The organism is Klebsiella sp. Lac1 (genome assembly GCF_009825425.1).
In the GTDB taxonomy this organism is placed as follows: domain Bacteria; phylum Pseudomonadota; class Gammaproteobacteria; order Enterobacterales; family Enterobacteriaceae; genus Klebsiella; species Klebsiella electrica.
The window spans coordinates 727,505-744,397 of the sequence record NZ_VJZJ01000002.1 but is presented as its reverse complement, the minus strand read 5'-3'; the positions used below and the strand labels follow the sequence as shown (position 1 = coordinate 744,397).

The window sequence follows — 16,893 nt, the reverse complement described above, 5'->3', positions numbered from 1 at the left end:
TCGATGTCTATTGACGATATTTTTGCTGGTGATAACCCGGACATCTACCGCGTCAGAACCCACGCGCCGGGTCCGCAGGGCGAACTGCCGCTGACCGGGGATATGCTAATCAATCGCCCTAGCGGCGATATTTTTGGCATGACCATGAATGCCGGGATGGGCTGGTCGCCGGATGAATTGAATCAGGAGGGTATCCTGCTGCTTAGCACGCTGGGGGGGCTGCGCGGGCAGGACGGCAAACCCGTCGCGCTGGCGCTTCATCAGGGACATTACGAGCTGGACATCCAGATGAAAGCGGCAGCGGAGGTCATCAAAAACCATCACGCCCTGCCTTATGCAGTGTATGTCTCCGATCCCTGTGACGGACGCACGCAGGGTACCACCGGCATGTTCGATTCATTACCTTATCGCAATGATGCCTCTATGGTGATGCGCCGCCTGATCCGTTCCCTGCCGGGAGCCAAAGCGGTGATTGGCGTGGCAACCTGCGATAAAGGGCTGCCCGCGACCATGATGGCGCTGGCATCGCAGCATGATAAAGCGACGGTATTGATCCCCGGCGGGGCCACGCTGCCGGCTTTACATGGCGAAGATAACGGCAAGGTGCAGACTATCGGCGCGCGTTTTGCCAACGGCGAATTATCGCTGCAGGACGCTCGTCGGGCGGGCTGCCAGGCCTGCGCGTCGTCGGGTGGCGGCTGCCAGTTCCTCGGAACCGCAGGCACCTCGCAGGTCGTCGCTGAAGGCCTCGGCCTCGCGATTCCTCATTCTGCGCTGGCGCCTTCAGGTGAACCGGTCTGGACGGAGATCGCCAGGGCATCAGCGCGGGCCGCGCTGCTGCTGAGCCAGAAGGGCATCACGACGAAGGATATCCTCACCGATCGCGCGATTGAAAACGCCATGATGGTCCACGCGGCATTCGGCGGCTCCACCAATCTCCTGCTGCACATTCCGGCGATTGCCCATCAGGCGGGCTGCCATATTCCGACGGTGGAGGACTGGATACGCATAAATAAACAGGTGCCGCGCCTGGTCAGCGTACTGCCCAATGGCCCGGTTTATCACCCAACCGTACGGGCCTTTATGGCTGGCGGCGTACCTGAAGTGATGCTGCATCTGCGCCAGTTGGGTCTTCTGCATGAGGATGTCATGACCGTAACGGGCAGTACGCTAGGGGAAAATCTCGACTGGTGGCAGCGCTCCGAACGTCGGCAGATATTTAAAAACCTGCTGCTCAGCCAGGAGCAGGTTGATCCCCAGGAGGTCATCATGTCTGCGCAACAGGCGCAAAAACGCGGGTTAACCTCCACGATGACCTTCCCGGTCGGAAATATCGCTCCGGAGGGCTCGGTCATAAAATCCACGGCCATCGATCCCTCGGTCATTAATGAAGAGGGTATTTATTATCATCAGGGCGTGGCGAAGGTGTACCTCTCGGAGAAAACCGCCATTTATGATATCAAACACGACAAAATTAAAGCGGGCGATATTCTGGTTATTATCGGCGCAGGGCCGTCCGGCACCGGGATGGAGGAAACTTATCAGGTGACCAGCGCGTTGAAGCATTTATCCTATGGGAAACATGTTTCTCTTATTACCGACGCCCGATTCTCTGGTGTTTCCACCGGCGCCTGTATTGGCCACGTTGGGCCGGAAGCACTGGCCGGCGGCGCCATCGGGAAATTACGCAGCGGGGATCTCATCGAAATTAAAATCGACTGCAAACAACTCCAGGGAGAGGTCAATTTTCTGGGTCTCGCTAACGCTCAGACTCTCCCCTCACGAGAGGAGGCGACTATTATATTAAATGGCAGAAGCAGCCATCCTGATTTAATGCCCGATCCTGATTTACCAGATGATACCCAACTCTGGGCGATGCTCCAGGCAGTAAGCGGCGGAACCTGGCGTGGCTGCATCTACGACGTTCATAAAATCAGCGCAGCACTGCATCAGCATATGAAAAAATCCTGAAGGAATAATTAAAACTATTTAATATTATTAATGAGAGGACGTTATGCCACTATTAATTGTTGTGGCAGGTATCGCTGTACTCCTGCTTTTAACCATAAAAATAAAACTCAATACTTTTGTTTCATTAATTATTGTTTCATTGGCCGTAGCTATTGCCAGCGGCATGGACCTGAATAAGGTCGTCGTGTCTGTCGAATCCGGACTAGGCGGCACGCTGGGTCATATCGGCTTGATATTCGGTTTTGGCGTAATGCTCGGACGATTATTATCCGATGCCGGCGGCGCGCAACGTATTGCGTTGACCATGCTAAACTATTTTGGTGTCAAAAGACTGGACTGGGCGGTAGTGACTTCGGCATTTATTGTCGGTATTGCGCTATTTTTCGAAGTTGGTTTAATCCTGCTGGTACCGATTTTATTCGCCATCGCCAGGGAAGCCAAAATATCACCGATGTATATGTGCGTACCAATGCTGTCGGGTTTGTTAGTGGCGCACGGTTTTCTGCCGCCTCATCCCGGCCCTACCGTCATCGCCAGAGAATATGGCGCAGATGTTGGTGTCGTGCTGATTTATGGCATCATCGTAGGCATTCCAACCTTTATTCTCTGTGGCCCACTGCTGAATAAAGTATGCCAACGGCTGATCCCGGAGGCCTTTGCCAAAGAAGGCAATATTGCGTCCCTTGGGGCAACAAAGAGTTTTAGCGAAAGCGAAATGCCGGGGTTTGGGATAAGTTTTCTGACTGCCATGCTGCCAGTTATCCTGATGGCGCTGGTCACCATTATGCAAATGGTCCGGCCAAAAGACGCAGGCGACCCCGGTATGCTCTATTCCGTATTCCTGTTTTTAGGAAACTCGACGATCGCGATGCTGATTTCGCTGCTGTTCGCCATTTGGGCCATGGGGCTCGGGAGAGGCAAAACGATTCCGGAACTGATGGACTCCTGCGGGAAAGCGATTGCGGGTATTGCCGGTCTGTTATTGATTATCGGCGGCGGCGGCGCATTCAAACAGGTGCTGATTGATTCTGGCGTCGGCCAGTATATTTCGACGCTGGTGGCAGGCACGGATATCAACCCCATTCTGATGGCGTGGGGAGTGGCGGCCTTTCTGCGGATTTGTCTCGGCTCCGCAACGGTTGCCGCTATCTCCACCGCCGGCCTGGTGATCCCTTTGCTGTCTGCACACCCAAATACAAACCTGGCCTTGATTACTCTGGCGACGGGCGCAGGCTCCTGCATTTGCTCGCATGTCAATGATGCAAGCTTCTGGATGATAAAGGATTTCTTCGGCCTGACTATCAAGGAAACCTTACTGTCCTGGACGTTAATGTCAACAATGCTATCTCTTTGCGGCCTGATCTTCATTCTGTTGGCCAGCATGGCGCTTTAAGCCACGCGCCATGCCTCACGCAGTGCCCCTTAAACTCCCCTCGCGGGCCCGGGTTTACGGGGCACCATCGTAGAACTAAAAAAGCCGCGTGAGTCAATCCGCGCCAACCCGTCTTTGCGGCTTGCCTCCCCCTTTGCCTCTGGCAACACCTTCCCCACACAAATCGTTTCCAGAATTAGCATTTCTTTAACAAAATATTCCGCTGACTATCCAGAGACTGATATGGTGTTAAAGTAACTATAACCGCCTAATGATAATGGAGTTCACCACTGTGCCAGGTCTGAAAATTACGCTATTGCAACAACCGCTGGTGTGGATGGACGGTCCCGCCAACCTGCGCCATTTCGATCGCCAGCTGGAAGGTGTCAGCGGGCGCGATCTGATTGTTTTGCCGGAAATGTTTACCACCGGCTTCGCTATGGAAGCCGCGAAACAGTCGCTACCGCAGGAAGAGGTCATTGACTGGATGCTGGCGAAAGCGCTGCAGACCAATGCCCTGATTGCGGGGAGCGCTGCGCTGCAAACCGAGCGCGGCCCGGTTAACCGCTTCCTGCTGGTAGAGCCAGGCGGGAAAACCCATTTTTATGATAAGCGGCACCTGTTCCGGATGGCCGAAGAGCATCATCATTATACGGCGGGCAACCAGCGGGTCATTTTCGAGTGGCGCGGCTGGCGGATCCTGCCGCTGGTTTGCTACGACCTGCGCTTCCCGGTCTGGTCACGCAACCATAACGACTACGATTTAGCGCTGTACGTGGCCAACTGGCCGGCGCCGCGTTCGCTGCACTGGCAGTCGCTGCTGGTCGCCAGGGCCATTGAAAACCAGGCTTACGTCGCCGGCTGCAATCGGGTCGGTACCGATGGAAATGGCCACCACTACCGGGGAGACAGTCGCATTATCAGCCCGCAGGGTGAAATTCTGGCAACGGCAGAACCTCACCAGGCCACGCGCCTCGATGCGGAACTGTCGCTCACCGCGCTCAACGAGTATCGCGAAAAATTCCCCGCCTGGCAGGATGCCGATCCGTTTAGCCTGGATTAATTTCCCTCTCCCCCTCGTCATCGAGGGGAAAAGCGTTTCCCTTTCGTTTTTGAAAACGCCGCCACCGCAAATGGCCCCGGATGAGCTTAGCTGTGCTTGCGGTCACAGCATTAATACGCCGGTTTTCTGGCGCAGCCCTGCAAAATAACCTTATAATCGCTGCACCCTTTCCTGTCTTAAGTTTAAGCTGGAGATACAATGGAGCTCAGTCGCAGGCAGTTCTTTCGCATCTGCGTGGGTGGGATGGCAGGGACAACCGTAGCATCGCTTGGTTTTCTTCCTGCGTTTTCCGCTAACGCCGAGACGCGTCAATATAAGCTATTAAAATCCAAAGAAACCCGTAATAACTGCACCTACTGCTCGGTGGGTTGCGGCATCATCATGTATAGCCTCGGGGATAACGCGAAGAACGTACGTGAAAGTATTTACCACATTGAAGGCGATCCCGATCATCCGGTGAGCCGCGGTTCTTTGTGCCCGAAAGGTGCCGGAGTGCTGGACTATATCCATAGCGACAGCCGTTTGCGCTATCCGGAATATCGGGCTCCGGGGGCGGATAAATGGACGCGCATCAGCTGGGATGAGGCGATTAATCGCATCGCGAGGTTAATGAAGGACGACCGCGATGCCTACTTTATCGAAAAGAATGCCCAGGGCGTCACCGTGAACCGTTGGTTGACCACCGGCATGCTGTGCTCTTCGGCGGCGAGTAATGAGACCGGGATCCTCGACGGCAAATTTACCCGCGCCTTGGGGATGGTGTCGATTGACTGCCAGGCGCGTCTTTGCCATGGCCCGACGGTCTCGGCGCTGGCGCCGACCTTTGGCCGTGGGGCGATGACCAACAACTGGGTGGATATCAAAAACGCCAACGTTGTGCTGATTATGGGCGGCAACGCGGCGGAAGCACATCCGGTTGGCTTTAAATGGGTTATCGAAGCCAAAATTAAAAATAATGCGACGGTCATCGTCGTGGATCCGCGTTTTAACCGCAGCGCGGCGGTAGCCGATCTGTACGCGCCGATCCGCGCCGGTTCCGACAGCGCCTTCCTGCTTGGCGTCATTCGCTATCTGATCGCGCACGATCGGGTGCAGCATGAGTACGTGCGCCACTACACCAACGCCAGCATGATCGTGCGCGAAGATTATGCTTTCGATGCCGGGCTGTTCAGCGGTTTTGATCCTGAACAACGGCAGTACGATAAAACCAGCTGGAACTACGAGCTGGATGAGAACGGTTTCGCCATGCGCGATGAAACCTATCGCCACCCGCGCTGCGTCTGGAATCTAATGCGGCAGCATGTCGAGCGCTACACCCCGGAAATGGTCAACCGCCTGTGCGGAACGTCGATCGACGATTTCCTGCGCATTTGTCAGCTTCTGGCCAGCACCAGCGTGGCGAATCGCACCGCCACTATCTTATATGCCCTCGGCTGGACCCACCATACGGCGGGCGCGCAAACCATCCGTGCCGCGGCGATGCTGCAACTGCTGCTGGGCAATATCGGCATGGCCGGCGGCGGGATTAACGCGCTGCGCGGGCACTCCAATATTCAGGGCTATACCGACCTGGGGCTACTCTCCACCAATCTGCCGGGGTATATGCCGTTACCATCGGAAAAACAGCCGGATTATCAAACCTATATTGCGCAAATCACCCCTGCGGCCTTAGGCGCGGGTGAAGTTAACTACTGGCAAAATACGCCGAAATTTTTCGTCAGCATGATGAAGAGTTTCTGGGGCGATTCGGCAACAGCGGAGAACAACTGGGGCTATGACTGGCTGCCGAAATGGGACCGGCTATACGATGTGATGACTCAGGCCGAGCTGATGACGCAGGGAAAAATCAATGGTTATATTGTCCAGGGCTTTAACCCACTGGCGGCGTTTCCTGATAAGAACAAATCTTCCCGCGCGTTGGCAAAGCTCAAGTACCTGGTGGTGATTGACCCGCTGGTGACAGAGTCGTCGAACTTCTGGCAGAACCACGGTGAGATGAACGACGTTCGTCCTGAAGATATCCAGACCGAAGTCTTCCGTCTGCCATCCTCCTGTTTCGCCGAAGAGAACGGCTCGATTGCCAACTCGGGCCGCTGGCTGCAGTGGCACTGGGCGGCGGCCGAACCGCCGGGCGAAGCGCTCCACGACGGCAAAATTCTCGGCCGCCTGTTTATGCGCCTGCGCGATCTTTATCGGCAGGAAGGCGGCGCCAACCCGGCGCCGGTGCTGAATATGTCGTGGGATTATCACGATCCCCTTGACCCGCAGCCGGAAGAGGTGGCCCGTGAGGCCAATGGTAAAGCGCTGCGCGATATTGTTGATGACCAGGGCCAGGTTATCGTCAAAAAAGGCCAGCAGCTCAGCAGCTTTGCGCAATTGAAGGATGATGGTTCCACCAGCAGCTACTGCTGGGTCTATTGCGGCTGCTGGACTGAACAGGGCAACCAGATGGCGAATCGTGATAATAGCGATCCTTACGGGCTGGGCTGTACGCCCGGCTGGGCCTGGTCCTGGCCGGCTAACCGCCGCATCCTGTATAACCGCGCATCCGCCGATCCGGCGGGTAAGCCTTGGGATCCGCAGCGCGCGCTGCTGCACTGGGACGGTAAACGCTGGGCGGGAATGGATGTCGCCGACTATAGCCTGGCGGCACCGGACAGCAACGTCGGGCCGTTTATCATGAACCCTGAAGGGGTGGGCCGTTTGTTCTCCCTGAACAAAATGAACGATGGCCCCTTCCCTGAGCACTATGAGCCAATAGAGTCGCCGATTGGTACTAACCCTCTCCACCCGAAGGTAGTCTCCAGCCCGGTGGCGCGGATCTTTAGCGATGATCTGGCGAATATGGGTCATGCGGATGAGTTCCCGTATGTAGCGACCACCTATTCGATCACCGAACTGTTCCGTCACTGGACCAAGCATGCGCGTCTGAACGCCATCGCCCAGCCGGAGCAGTTTATTGAAATCGGCGAAAATCTGGCTAAAGAGAAAGGTATTTTGAGCGGCGACATAGTCAAAATCGTCTCGAAACGCGGTTTTATCAAGGCCAAAGCGGTGGTGACGAAACGTCTGCAAACGCTGACCATCGATGGGCGTACGGTCAATACGATCGGCATTCCCTGTCACTGGGGTTTTGAGGGGGCGACCCGGAAAGGGTTCCTGGCGAACACGCTGACGCCTTCAGTGGGCGATGCGAATTCGCAAACTCCGGAATACAAAGCTTTCCTTGTGAACGTGGAAAAGGTGTAACGGAGACGACTTATGGCTTATCAATCGCAAGACATTATTCGTCGTTCCGCGACTAACGGTTTCACTCCCGCGCCTCAGGCGCGGGACCACCAGCAGGAAGTCGCGAAGCTTATCGACGTCACCACCTGTATTGGCTGTAAAGCCTGTCAGGTCGCCTGTTCAGAATGGAACGATATCCGCGATGAAGTCGGTCACAACGTCGGGGTGTACGACAACCCCGCGGATCTGACCGCCAAATCCTGGACGGTGATGCGCTTCTCCGAAGTGGAGCAGAACGACAAACTGGAGTGGCTTATCCGTAAGGATGGCTGCATGCACTGCGCCGACCCCGGCTGCCTGAAGGCCTGCCCGTCGGAAGGGGCTATCATTCAGTATGCCAATGGTATCGTGGATTTTCAGTCCGAGCAGTGCATCGGCTGCGGCTACTGTATCGCCGGCTGCCCGTTCAATGTGCCGCGCCTGAACCCGGAAGACAACCGCGTCTACAAATGTACGCTGTGCGTCGACCGCGTCACCGTGGGTCAGGAGCCTGCCTGTGTGAAAACCTGCCCGACCGGCGCTATCCACTTTGGCTCCAAAGAGGATATGAAAACGCTGGCAGGCGAGCGCGTCGCTGAACTGAAAACCCGTGGTTACGACAACGCGGGCCTGTACGATCCGGCCGGCGTCGGCGGCACGCACGTGATGTACGTGCTGCACCACGCCGACAAACCGAATCTGTATCACGGCCTGCCGGAGAACCCGGAAATCAGCGCCACCGTGAAGTTCTGGAAAGGTATCTGGAAACCGCTCGCGGCGGTAGGATTCGCCGCGACTTTCGCCGCCAGCGTCTTCCACTATGTCGGGGTCGGTCCGAACCGTGCGGAAGAGGAAGAGGACAACCTGCATGAAGAGAATGACGAGGTGCGCAAATGAAAAGACGTGACACCATCGTGCGCTACACGGCGCCGGAACGCATCAACCACTGGGTCACCGCCTTCTGCTTCGTGCTGGCGGCGGTGAGCGGACTGGGCTTTTTCTTTCCGTCCTTCAACTGGCTGATGCAGATCATGGGGACACCGCAGCTGGCGCGTATACTGCACCCGTTTGTCGGCGTTATCATGTTCGCGTCGTTCATCATCATGTTTTTCCGCTACTGGCACCATAACCTCATCAACCGGGATGATATCTTCTGGGCGAAGAATATTCGTAAGATCGTCGTCAACGAGGAAGTGGGTGACACCGGGCGCTATAACTTCGGCCAGAAGTGCGTATTCTGGGCGGCGATTATCTTGCTGGTGCTGCTGCTGGCGAGTGGCGTGATCATCTGGCGTCCGTATTTTGCGCCGGCGTTCTCAATCCCGGTGATCCGCTTCGCGCTGATGCTGCATTCATTTGCCGCCGTTGCCCTGATTGTGGTTATTATGGTGCATATTTACGCCGCCCTGTGGGTGAAAGGCACCATTACCGCGATGGTGGAGGGCTGGGTTAGCAAAACATGGGCGAAGAAACATCACCCGCGTTGGTATCGCGAAGTGAAAGAGAAACAGCCTTCGACCAGCAAAGATTGATAAAGTCAGTACGAGAGCTTTTCTGACTGACGGGTGTCAGCGTAGTGACCGCGCGTAACAGAAACAGCGATGCTGTTACGCGCTATTTTACCTGGCGATGACCTGGGCGCAGACATCAATAAAATGGGTCATCATCGCGCAAGTCAGGCGGCAATAGCGGGCAGTAAAACTGCAGATATAAAAAAGGCCCACGTTAATGAATAACATGGGCCTGAATAGTGGCGGAACGGACGGGACTCGAACCCGCGACCCCCTGCGTGACAGGCAGGTATTCTAACCGACTGAACTACCGCTCCACTTACTGTTCCCTTGGGAACGAGGCGAATATTACGGATTCCCCATAACGCCGTCAACGCTTTTTCTTCAGTTTTGAATCGTTTGCTGTAAAAATCGCCCGCCAGGTGATTTTTACAGCATATCCCGATGGTTCAGGCGCGCCACAGGCAGCTTCCGCCCTTCTTTTGCACCAGATCGAGTCGGGATTCGTGGCTCACTATCTCTTCATCAGTTGCATAAACCACGCGTAATTTGCTGGCTGCGCGAACAACCCGCTGTATTCCCATTTCTCCGGCCTGCTGTTGCCCCTCACCTTCCATTGAAAATGCCATCGTCGTCTGACCACCGGTCATCATCAGATAGACATCGGCCAGAATCTGGGCATCGAGTAATGCCCCGTGCAGCGTTCGCTTACTGTTGTCTATTTCATAACGCGAGCACAGCGCATCCAGGCTATTACGCTTGCCGGGGAACATTTTCCGCGCCAGCGCGAGGCTATCGGTGACTTTGCAGAAGGTATTGGTTTTCGCAATGCCGCGATTCAGCTTGCTGAATTCATAATCCATAAAGCCGATATCAAACGAGGCATTATGAATGACCAGCTCCGCGCCGCGGATATAGTCCATAAACTCGTCGGCCACATCCGCAAACACCGGTTTATCCATCAGGAATTCATCGGCGATCCCGTGAACGCCGAACGCTTCCGGGTCCACCAGCCGGTCCGGTTTCAGATAAACATGGAAGTTGTTCCCGGTGAGGCGGCGGTTTATCACCTCTACCGCACCGATCTCGATGATCTTATGTCCTTCGTAGTGCGCACCGATCTGGTTCATACCGGTGGTTTCTGTATCGAGAACAATCTGTCGTGTAATTGCAGTGCTCATATCAGCCATTTATGTCAGACTTGCCGTTTATCTATCGATTTCAATTACAGGAAGTCTACCAGAGATGCTTAAACAGGTAGAAATTTTCACCGATGGTTCATGCCTGGGCAATCCCGGGCCCGGTGGTTATGGGGCGATTTTACGCTATCGCGGAAAAGAAAAAATCTTTAGTCAGGGCTATCACCTCACCACCAATAACCGGATGGAGATGATGGCGGCAATCGTCGCCCTCGAAGCGCTGAAAGAGCAGTGCGAAGTGATCCTCAGCACCGACAGCCAGTATGTGCGCCAGGGGATCACCCAGTGGATCCATAACTGGAAAAAACGCGGCTGGAAAACCGCTGACAAAAAACCGGTCAAAAACGTCGATCTCTGGCAGCGCCTGGATGCGGCGCTCGGCCAGCATCAAATCAAATGGGAATGGGTCAAAGGCCACGCCGGCCACCCGGAAAATGAACGCTGCGATGAGCTGGCACGCGCGGCCGCCTCCAGCCCGACGCAAAGCGATACTGGCTACCAGCCAGAAAGCTAACTCTGTCGCGTGGCGCCAACCGTCTGACGCAGCTGCGTTTTGGCTTTTCCTGATTTCATCGGATTTAGCGTCAGCGGAATCGTCCGCTTCCGGGCAACAATCAGCTGTAAACAGCCCAGCGCCGGCAGATGAGCGCTGAGCAGTTTGCCGCCATTTCTGGACCACGGCAGCACCTGATAGCGACCATAATGCAGCACCTCAAAATTCAACAACGCCAGCCAGTCCAGCTGGCGCATCAGCGTAAACATCCGGCTGTTGTAGGGCGTCGTCTTACGCAATACCGGCACCAGCTTACGCAGGCCCATCAGGCTGACGGGGTTAAACCCGGTCAAAATCATCCAGCCGTCATCTATTAATACCCGGTCGGCTTCACGCAGCAAACGATGCGGATCGCCGCACCACGGCAAAGTATGCGCCAGCAGGCAAGCATCAACCGACTTTTCGGCAAAAGGAAGATGCAGCGGATCGGCTTTAACCTGCATCGGGTTGCCTTGCAAAGACACATTCACCTGATGGGAGATGGCACAAGCTTCGGTATTGATTTCCGCGCTCAGATTGCCAATTTTAAGCAAATGAAAGCCATATAATTTAGCCAGCCACGGTTTCATCTGCCGTTCCAGCGATTCACGATAGTATTCGCCCCAGGGCATACTGGACCAGTGCTCGGGCGCTGTGATTGACTGAGGTATCCTTGCCGGCTTCATCGCAACCTTCCGCTACGCTTTGAGAGGTAATTTATGAATCTTATCAGCATTCCCGCATTTCAGGACAACTACATCTGGGTTCTTAGTGAGGAGAACGGCCGTTGCCTTATCGTCGATCCCGGCGAAGCTGCACCGCTACTGGCCGCCATCGAAACCAATCACTGGCAACCAGAAGCCATTTTACTGACCCACCACCACCACGATCATGTTGGCGGCGTAAAACAACTGCGTGATAAATTCCCGGCTCTTGTCGTTTACGGACCGGCAGAAACCCAGGATAAAGGCACCACTCACCTTGTGGCCGACGGCGATCGGGTGACGATTTTGGGTCACGAATTTTCTATTTTTTCTACGCCCGGTCACACTTTAGGACACATCTGTTTCTATAGCGAACCTTATCTTTTTTGTGGCGATACAATGTTTTCCGGCGGCTGCGGAAGGCTTTTCGAAGGAACAGCAGAGCAGATGTATCAATCATTTAGGAAAATAAACGCCCTTCCCGAGGATACCCTGATTTGTTGCGCACATGAGTATACTTTAGCAAATATGAAGTTTGCATTGAGTATCCTTCCTCATGACAGGGATATAAATGATTACTACCGTAAAGTTAATGAGTTACGTGCAAAAAAACAAATGACACTCCCCGTAACTCTGAAAAATGAGCGACGTATAAATATTTTTTTACGCACGGATGATAATGATTTAATTAAAGAAATATCCAAAGAAACAAATTTGCAACACTCTGCACAGAGATTTGCCTGGTTAAGGTCAAAGAAAGATGACTTCTGACATTTAATTCTTGTCATTCGCCGCCTTCACCGTTATTCTTGCTCGTCTTTTAAGCAACTATTGACACACACATGAAGGCACGAGCGATTTTACTCGCCTCTGTCTTGCTGGTGGGGTGCCAGTCGTCGAAAAACGATGGCAACGTCCAACAGCACGCACAGAGCCTTTCTGCAGCTGGTCAAGGGGAAGCAGGTAAGTTCACAAGTCAAGCGCGCTGGTTAGATGATGGAACCTTCTACGCGCAAGACCAGGATCTGTGGACTTCCATAGGCGACGAGCTAAAGATGGGAATACCGGAAAATCCCCGGATTCGCGAACAAAAACAGAAATATTTAAGTAATAAGAGCTATCTCCACGATGTAACTTTACGGGCAGAGCCGTATATGTACTGGATAGCCGGGCAAGTTAAGAAACGTAACATGCCAATGGAACTGGTATTACTACCCATAGTGGAGAGCGCTTTTGACCCGCACGCAACGTCTGGCGCCAATGCCGCAGGCATCTGGCAGATCATTCCGAGCACCGGGCGCAATTATGGTTTGAAACAGACCCGCAGCTACGATGCGCGTCGTGACGTCGTCGCCTCTACAACGGCGGCGCTGGATATGATGCAGCGTCTGAACAAGATGTTCGACGGCGACTGGTTGTTAACGGTCGCGGCGTACAACAGCGGCGAAGGCCGGGTGCTGAAGGCAATGAAAGCGAACCGTTCGCGTGGTAAATCCACCGATTTCTGGTCACTTCCATTACCGCGGGAAACCAAGGTGTATGTGCCGAAAATGCTGGCGTTGAGTGATATTCTCAAAAACAGCAAACGTTATGGCGTGAAGCTGCCGACGGCAGACGAAAGCCGTGCGCTGGCGCGTGTTCGCCTCGACAGTCCGGTTGAGATTAGCCAGCTTGCAGATATGGCAGGCATGCCCGTCGGCAAGTTGAAAACCTTCAACGCTGGCGTCAAGGGCTCAACCCTCGGTGCAAACGGGCCACAGTACGTGATGGTGCCACAGAAGCACGCTGTTCAGCTGCGTGAATCACTGGCCTCTGGCGATATTGCCGCCGTGCAACCTACGCAGCTGGTGGACAACACGCCGTTGACCAGCCGTAGCTACCAGGTGCGTTCGGGCGATACGGTTTCCGGGATTGCATCGCGTCTTGGCGTATCGACGAAAGATCTGCAGCAGTGGAATAACCTGCGCGGGTCTGGGCTGAAAGTGGGTCAGAACCTGGTGATTGGCGCCGGTAGCAGCGCCCAGCGTCTTGCCAACAACAGCGATAGCATTACCTATCGCGTGCGTAAAGGCGATTCGTTGTCGAGCATCGCCAAACGTCACGGCGTGAATACACGTGATGTGATGCGCTGGAATAGCGGTACTGATGACCTGAGGCCTGGCGATCAGCTGACGCTGTACGTGAAGAACAGCAGCAGACCAGACTCCTGATACATCTCTTAGTAGAAAAGGCACCGGATCCCGGTGCCTTTTTATTTTAAAGCGCTTGCTGTTTTAAAGCGCTTTATGCGCTTCAAACATAATCGTATCGCTGGTAAATGAGCCGTCCTGCTGCAAAGCGAAATAGGCTTTGACCTCTGCGGATGCGCTCTCCTGATATAAACGGATGGCCTCCACCAGCGGCGCGGGCGTGCGCATACGGGCTACCCATGAGGCAAATTCCAGCGGCAAACGGTCGGTCAACAGCTGATTGATGGCCAGCCCGGCCTCATTCGCTAACGCCAGCCATTCTCCGCTTGAGTAGTTACGTACATGAGACGTATCGCGCAGCGCTTCAACGGTTTGCAGCCAGATATCGCGCACGGGGTGTCCGGGCGACATCACATCCATAATCATCATCACTCCGCCCGGCTTCAGGACGCGCTTAACCTCACGCAGCGCCTGGCCGACATCATGCCAGTGATGGGCAGAATAGCGGCTTATCACCACATCAAAGCTGGCATCCGCAAACGGCAGCGATTCAGCATACCCCTGCTGAGTGGCAATATTCGACATGCCTTTATCGCGCGAGGCCTGGGCAACAACCTCCAGCATCTGACTGGATAAATCATACGCCGTAACCTGTGCCACCTGTCCCGCCGCCGCAAAGCTGGCATGTCCGGCGCCACACCCCATATCCAGAACATGTGCATGGGGGAAATCAGCCAGGCGTTCGGCAAGGCGCTGCAGATCGCGTCCGGACGCGTGAACGGCGCTGGTCAGGTAGGCGCTTGCCTGTGAGCCAAACTGTTTTTCGACGTTGTCATGATGAGAGCGTGTTGTCATTGTGTTGTCCTTTAGCGGTTTGAAGAATAAAGGCGGCACCATGCTTGCACAGGCCCGCCCCATGGCAGGCCTGACATACCTTTATTAATCAGGCTTGCCGGGACTGAATTCGACTAGTAGCGGGTTGTGGTCAGAGGCGCTCGTCACCAGTACGGAAGCATCGTGGACGCTTAACCCCCGATAGAACACAAAATCAAGCGGGCGACCAAACGCGCGGCGGCGCTGATCGTCAGGGAAACGAACTTCGCGCAGCGACATTTCTCGCGCAAAGTGATAGAGCGCATTCATTCGTGAACGGCTCCAGGCATTGAAGTCACCGGCCATAATCACCGGTCCACTGTGATGGGCAATTTGATCGCCAATTGGCAGCAGCTGCTTGCTGTAGACATCAACACCGAGGCTGAAATTAACGGCGTGAATATTCACAACCATCAGTAAACGCGTATCCGGCAGCGGGTACACGGTCACTAATGCGGATTTTGCCAGCCGCAGAATCGGCTCACGCTCGCGCAGCGGGCAGCAGTATACCGGATGTGCCGAAGCCAGCGTCATGACGCCAGAGGGGTGCTGCGGCAAGACCAGGGCCGGGACCTGATCGGCGGCAAGGTAGTTAGTCGTCGCAAATCGGACCATTTCAGGGGTAGTTTGCGCTTCCTGTAACAGCACAAGGTGGGCATCTTTACCGAAGCTCTTGAGAACTGACTTCCACTCAGCGCGCTGCTGCTTAAAGATATTCCACACCAGGACACGGATCTTTTCATCTGTGCTTAATGGCACGCCGGCCGCAAATGCCTGGCTCACGCTTGCAAACGACCCCGGAGGCAAAATTCTCTCCGCGGGCTGTCCGGCGATGTAGCGCATAGCATAAGTATTCTTTCGCAATTTGGGCATCAAACCTCGATAACAGGAAACCAGCCTGACTGCGGCTGGTTCTTCTGTTATAGGGATTTTCACCGGTACTTTCAATGCAATTCGCGAGAAACCTTTATCCTTCGACATTCACCGTCTTTGCCGGTTGGTACTTATCCAGACGACCGCTACGCACAATCAGCAGCAGCGCGGCGAAGACAATGACGGCCCCTGTCCACGGCGTCTCGGCCAGCCCATAGCGTTCCACCGTTTGCCCACCGATAACTGAACCTAACGCAATGCCAACGTTGAACGCGGCGATATTCAGGCCGGAGGCCACGTCAACCGCACCCGGCGTATACTGTTCGGCTTTTTGCACGACATAAACCTGCAGCCCCGGCACGTTACCGAAGGCAAAAATCCCCATTACCAGCACCGTTGCCAGCGCCGCATACTGGATGCTGGCGGTAAACTGGAATACCAGCAGCAGGGCGACCAACGCGGCAAAGATAAACTTCAGTGCCGCAACGGCCCCATGTTTATCGGCCAGTTTTCCGCCCCAGACATTGCCAACGGCGACCGAGATCCCATAGCCCAACAGAATCCAGCTCACCGTTGATGGGCTAAACCCGGCCAGCTCCTGCATCATGGGAGCCAGGAAAGTAAATGCGGTGAAGACGCCGCCATATCCCAATGCGGTAATAGCATAAATCATCAACAGGCGCGGGTGGGTGAGTACTTTTACTTGATCACGAAGACTAGCGCTGGCGCGGCCTGGGATGTTGTTTGGTACCAGAATCAGACTGCTCACCAGTGCAATGACGCCGAGGATCGAGACGGCGAGAAAGGTTTCTCGCCAGCCAAAATGCTGACCGATAAAGGTCCCGATTGGCACACCGGTCACCAGGGCGACCGTTAAGCCGCCAAACATAATGGCGATCGCCGAAGCGGCTTTCTCTTTCGGTACCAGACTCGTCGCGATGGTTGAGCCAATCGAGAAAAACACACCGTGCGCCAGCCCGGTCAGCAGACGCGCAAAGATCAGCGTCGCATAACCGGGAGCCTGCCAGGCCAACAGATTACCAGCGGTAAAAAGCACCATTAGCGCCAGAAGCAGCTGTTTACGCGGCATACGCCCGGTCAATGCGGTCAGTACCGGCGCCCCGATGGCAACCCCCAGTGCGTAGATAGAAACCAGCAGACCGGCAGAAGGCAACGAGATCGCCAGTTGTTCAGCAATCGCGGGGACCAGCCCCACAATCACAAATTCCGTGGTACCAATAGCAAAGGCACCGATCGTTAAGGCAAGTAGCGCCAGTGGCATAATTTACTCCGTATCATCAGGATTAAGATGACACATAGTATGAAGCGGTGTTTAAAT

The 16,893-nt window shown here is 54.8% G+C and carries 15 protein-coding genes and 1 tRNA gene; 10 read left to right on the top strand and 6 right to left on the bottom strand.

The window, feature by feature from the left end; all coding sequences use genetic code 11:
• Window positions 1-3: 3 nt before the first annotated feature.
• The 7 genes from FNY10_RS18900 (at window position 4) to FNY10_RS27195 (ending at window position 9,409) form a co-directional block, all read left to right on the top strand.
• Window positions 4-1,971, top strand: coding sequence for a YjhG/YagF family D-xylonate dehydratase (locus FNY10_RS18900; RefSeq protein ID WP_141965282.1), 1,968 nt, complete (start codon window positions 4-6; stop codon window positions 1,969-1,971).
• A 43-nt stretch (window positions 1,972-2,014) separates the two neighbouring features.
• Entirely contained in the window at window positions 2,015-3,364 is a 1,350-nt protein-coding gene (locus FNY10_RS18895; protein ID WP_100684762.1) for a GntP family permease, read from the top strand.
• 271 nt (window positions 3,365-3,635) lie between these two features.
• The gene (locus FNY10_RS18890; RefSeq protein WP_141965283.1) at window positions 3,636-4,406 is read left to right on the top strand and encodes an amidohydrolase; all 771 of its coding nucleotides are present in this window, start codon (window positions 3,636-3,638) and stop codon (window positions 4,404-4,406) included.
• A 198-nt stretch (window positions 4,407-4,604) separates the two neighbouring features.
• Window positions 4,605-7,655 (top strand): formate dehydrogenase-N subunit alpha, encoded by a 3,051-nt coding sequence (fdnG, locus tag FNY10_RS18885; RefSeq protein WP_141965284.1) that lies wholly within the window; start codon window positions 4,605-4,607, stop codon window positions 7,653-7,655.
• A 12-nt stretch (window positions 7,656-7,667) separates the two neighbouring features.
• Window positions 7,668-8,570, top strand: coding sequence for a formate dehydrogenase subunit beta (gene fdxH / locus FNY10_RS18880; protein ID WP_131050830.1), 903 nt, complete (start codon window positions 7,668-7,670; stop codon window positions 8,568-8,570).
• Entirely contained in the window at window positions 8,567-9,205 is a 639-nt protein-coding gene (gene fdoI, locus FNY10_RS18875; RefSeq protein ID WP_160702255.1) for a formate dehydrogenase cytochrome b556 subunit, read from the top strand. The genes fdxH and fdoI overlap by 4 nt, the downstream gene beginning before the upstream one ends.
• Window positions 9,206-9,274: 69 nt before the next feature.
• A complete protein-coding gene (locus tag FNY10_RS27195) occupies window positions 9,275-9,409 on the top strand; it encodes a hypothetical protein (RefSeq protein WP_255493266.1) in 135 nt (44 codons plus the stop codon).
• Window positions 9,410-9,424: 15 nt separating this feature from the next.
• Here the strand turns inward: FNY10_RS27195 and FNY10_RS18870 are convergent.
• Window positions 9,425-9,501: transfer RNA gene (locus FNY10_RS18870), tRNA-Asp, on the bottom strand.
• A gap of 132 nt (window positions 9,502-9,633) precedes the next feature.
• The gene (gene dnaQ / locus FNY10_RS18865) at window positions 9,634-10,365 is read right to left on the bottom strand and encodes a DNA polymerase III subunit epsilon (protein WP_047665456.1); all 732 of its coding nucleotides are present in this window, start codon (window positions 10,363-10,365) and stop codon (window positions 9,634-9,636) included.
• On the opposite strand from dnaQ, the gene rnhA reads away from it, so the two are divergent.
• Entirely contained in the window at window positions 10,319-10,897 is a 579-nt protein-coding gene (gene rnhA / locus FNY10_RS18860; protein ID WP_160702257.1) for a ribonuclease HI, read from the top strand. The genes dnaQ and rnhA overlap by 47 nt on opposite strands.
• Here the strand turns inward: rnhA and FNY10_RS18855 are convergent.
• Complete coding sequence (locus FNY10_RS18855; RefSeq protein WP_202395167.1) at window positions 10,894-11,601, bottom strand: class I SAM-dependent methyltransferase; 708 nt, start codon at window positions 11,599-11,601, stop codon at window positions 10,894-10,896. The two genes, rnhA and FNY10_RS18855, sit on opposite strands and share 4 nt — an antisense overlap.
• Before the next feature lie 33 nt (window positions 11,602-11,634).
• Here FNY10_RS18855 and gloB point away from each other — a divergent pair, with 33 nt between their 5' ends.
• Both gloB and mltD read left to right on the top strand, forming a co-directional pair.
• Window positions 11,635-12,390, top strand: a complete 756-nt coding sequence (gene gloB / locus FNY10_RS18850; RefSeq protein ID WP_131050788.1) for a hydroxyacylglutathione hydrolase — start codon at window positions 11,635-11,637, stop codon at window positions 12,388-12,390.
• 71 nt (window positions 12,391-12,461) lie between these two features.
• Window positions 12,462-13,829, top strand: a complete 1,368-nt coding sequence (gene mltD / locus FNY10_RS18845) for a murein transglycosylase D (protein ID WP_160702261.1) — start codon at window positions 12,462-12,464, stop codon at window positions 13,827-13,829.
• 63 nt (window positions 13,830-13,892) lie between these two features.
• Here the strand turns inward: mltD and FNY10_RS18840 are convergent, their stop codons facing one another.
• The 3 genes from FNY10_RS18840 to FNY10_RS18830 all read right to left on the bottom strand — a co-directional run bounded on the left by FNY10_RS18840 (window position 13,893) and on the right by FNY10_RS18830 (window position 16,836).
• Window positions 13,893-14,663, bottom strand: coding sequence for a class I SAM-dependent methyltransferase (locus FNY10_RS18840; protein ID WP_100686626.1), 771 nt, complete (start codon window positions 14,661-14,663; stop codon window positions 13,893-13,895).
• An 84-nt stretch (window positions 14,664-14,747) separates the two neighbouring features.
• Window positions 14,748-15,545 carry an endonuclease/exonuclease/phosphatase family protein gene (locus FNY10_RS18835; RefSeq protein ID WP_100686630.1) on the bottom strand — a complete coding sequence of 266 codons (798 nt, stop codon included), beginning with the start codon at window positions 15,543-15,545 and terminating at the stop codon, window positions 14,748-14,750.
• A 103-nt stretch (window positions 15,546-15,648) separates the two neighbouring features.
• Complete coding sequence (locus FNY10_RS18830) at window positions 15,649-16,836, bottom strand: MFS transporter (protein WP_160702263.1); 1,188 nt, start codon at window positions 16,834-16,836, stop codon at window positions 15,649-15,651.
• Window positions 16,837-16,893: the final 57 nt, after the last annotated feature.

Coding starts and splice junctions, on each gene's coding strand:
- gloB (WP_131050788.1), top strand. CDS start 11,635: ATGAATCTTATCAGCATTCCCGCATTTCAGGACAACTACATCTGGGTT.
- FNY10_RS18840 (WP_100686626.1), bottom strand. CDS start 14,663: ATGACAACACGCTCTCATCATGACAACGTCGAAAAACAGTTTGGCTCA.
- mltD (WP_160702261.1), top strand. CDS start 12,462: ATGAAGGCACGAGCGATTTTACTCGCCTCTGTCTTGCTGGTGGGGTGC.
- FNY10_RS18830 (WP_160702263.1), bottom strand. CDS start 16,836: ATGCCACTGGCGCTACTTGCCTTAACGATCGGTGCCTTTGCTATTGGT.
- FNY10_RS18855 (WP_202395167.1), bottom strand. CDS start 11,601: ATGAAGCCGGCAAGGATACCTCAGTCAATCACAGCGCCCGAGCACTGG.
- FNY10_RS27195 (WP_255493266.1), top strand. CDS start 9,275: ATGCTGTTACGCGCTATTTTACCTGGCGATGACCTGGGCGCAGACATC.
- fdoI (WP_160702255.1), top strand. CDS start 8,567: ATGAAAAGACGTGACACCATCGTGCGCTACACGGCGCCGGAACGCATC.
- FNY10_RS18900 (WP_141965282.1), top strand. CDS start 4: ATGTCTATTGACGATATTTTTGCTGGTGATAACCCGGACATCTACCGC.
- fdnG (WP_141965284.1), top strand. CDS start 4,605: ATGGAGCTCAGTCGCAGGCAGTTCTTTCGCATCTGCGTGGGTGGGATG.
- fdxH (WP_131050830.1), top strand. CDS start 7,668: ATGGCTTATCAATCGCAAGACATTATTCGTCGTTCCGCGACTAACGGT.
- FNY10_RS18895 (WP_100684762.1), top strand. CDS start 2,015: ATGCCACTATTAATTGTTGTGGCAGGTATCGCTGTACTCCTGCTTTTA.
- dnaQ (WP_047665456.1), bottom strand. CDS start 10,365: ATGAGCACTGCAATTACACGACAGATTGTTCTCGATACAGAAACCACC.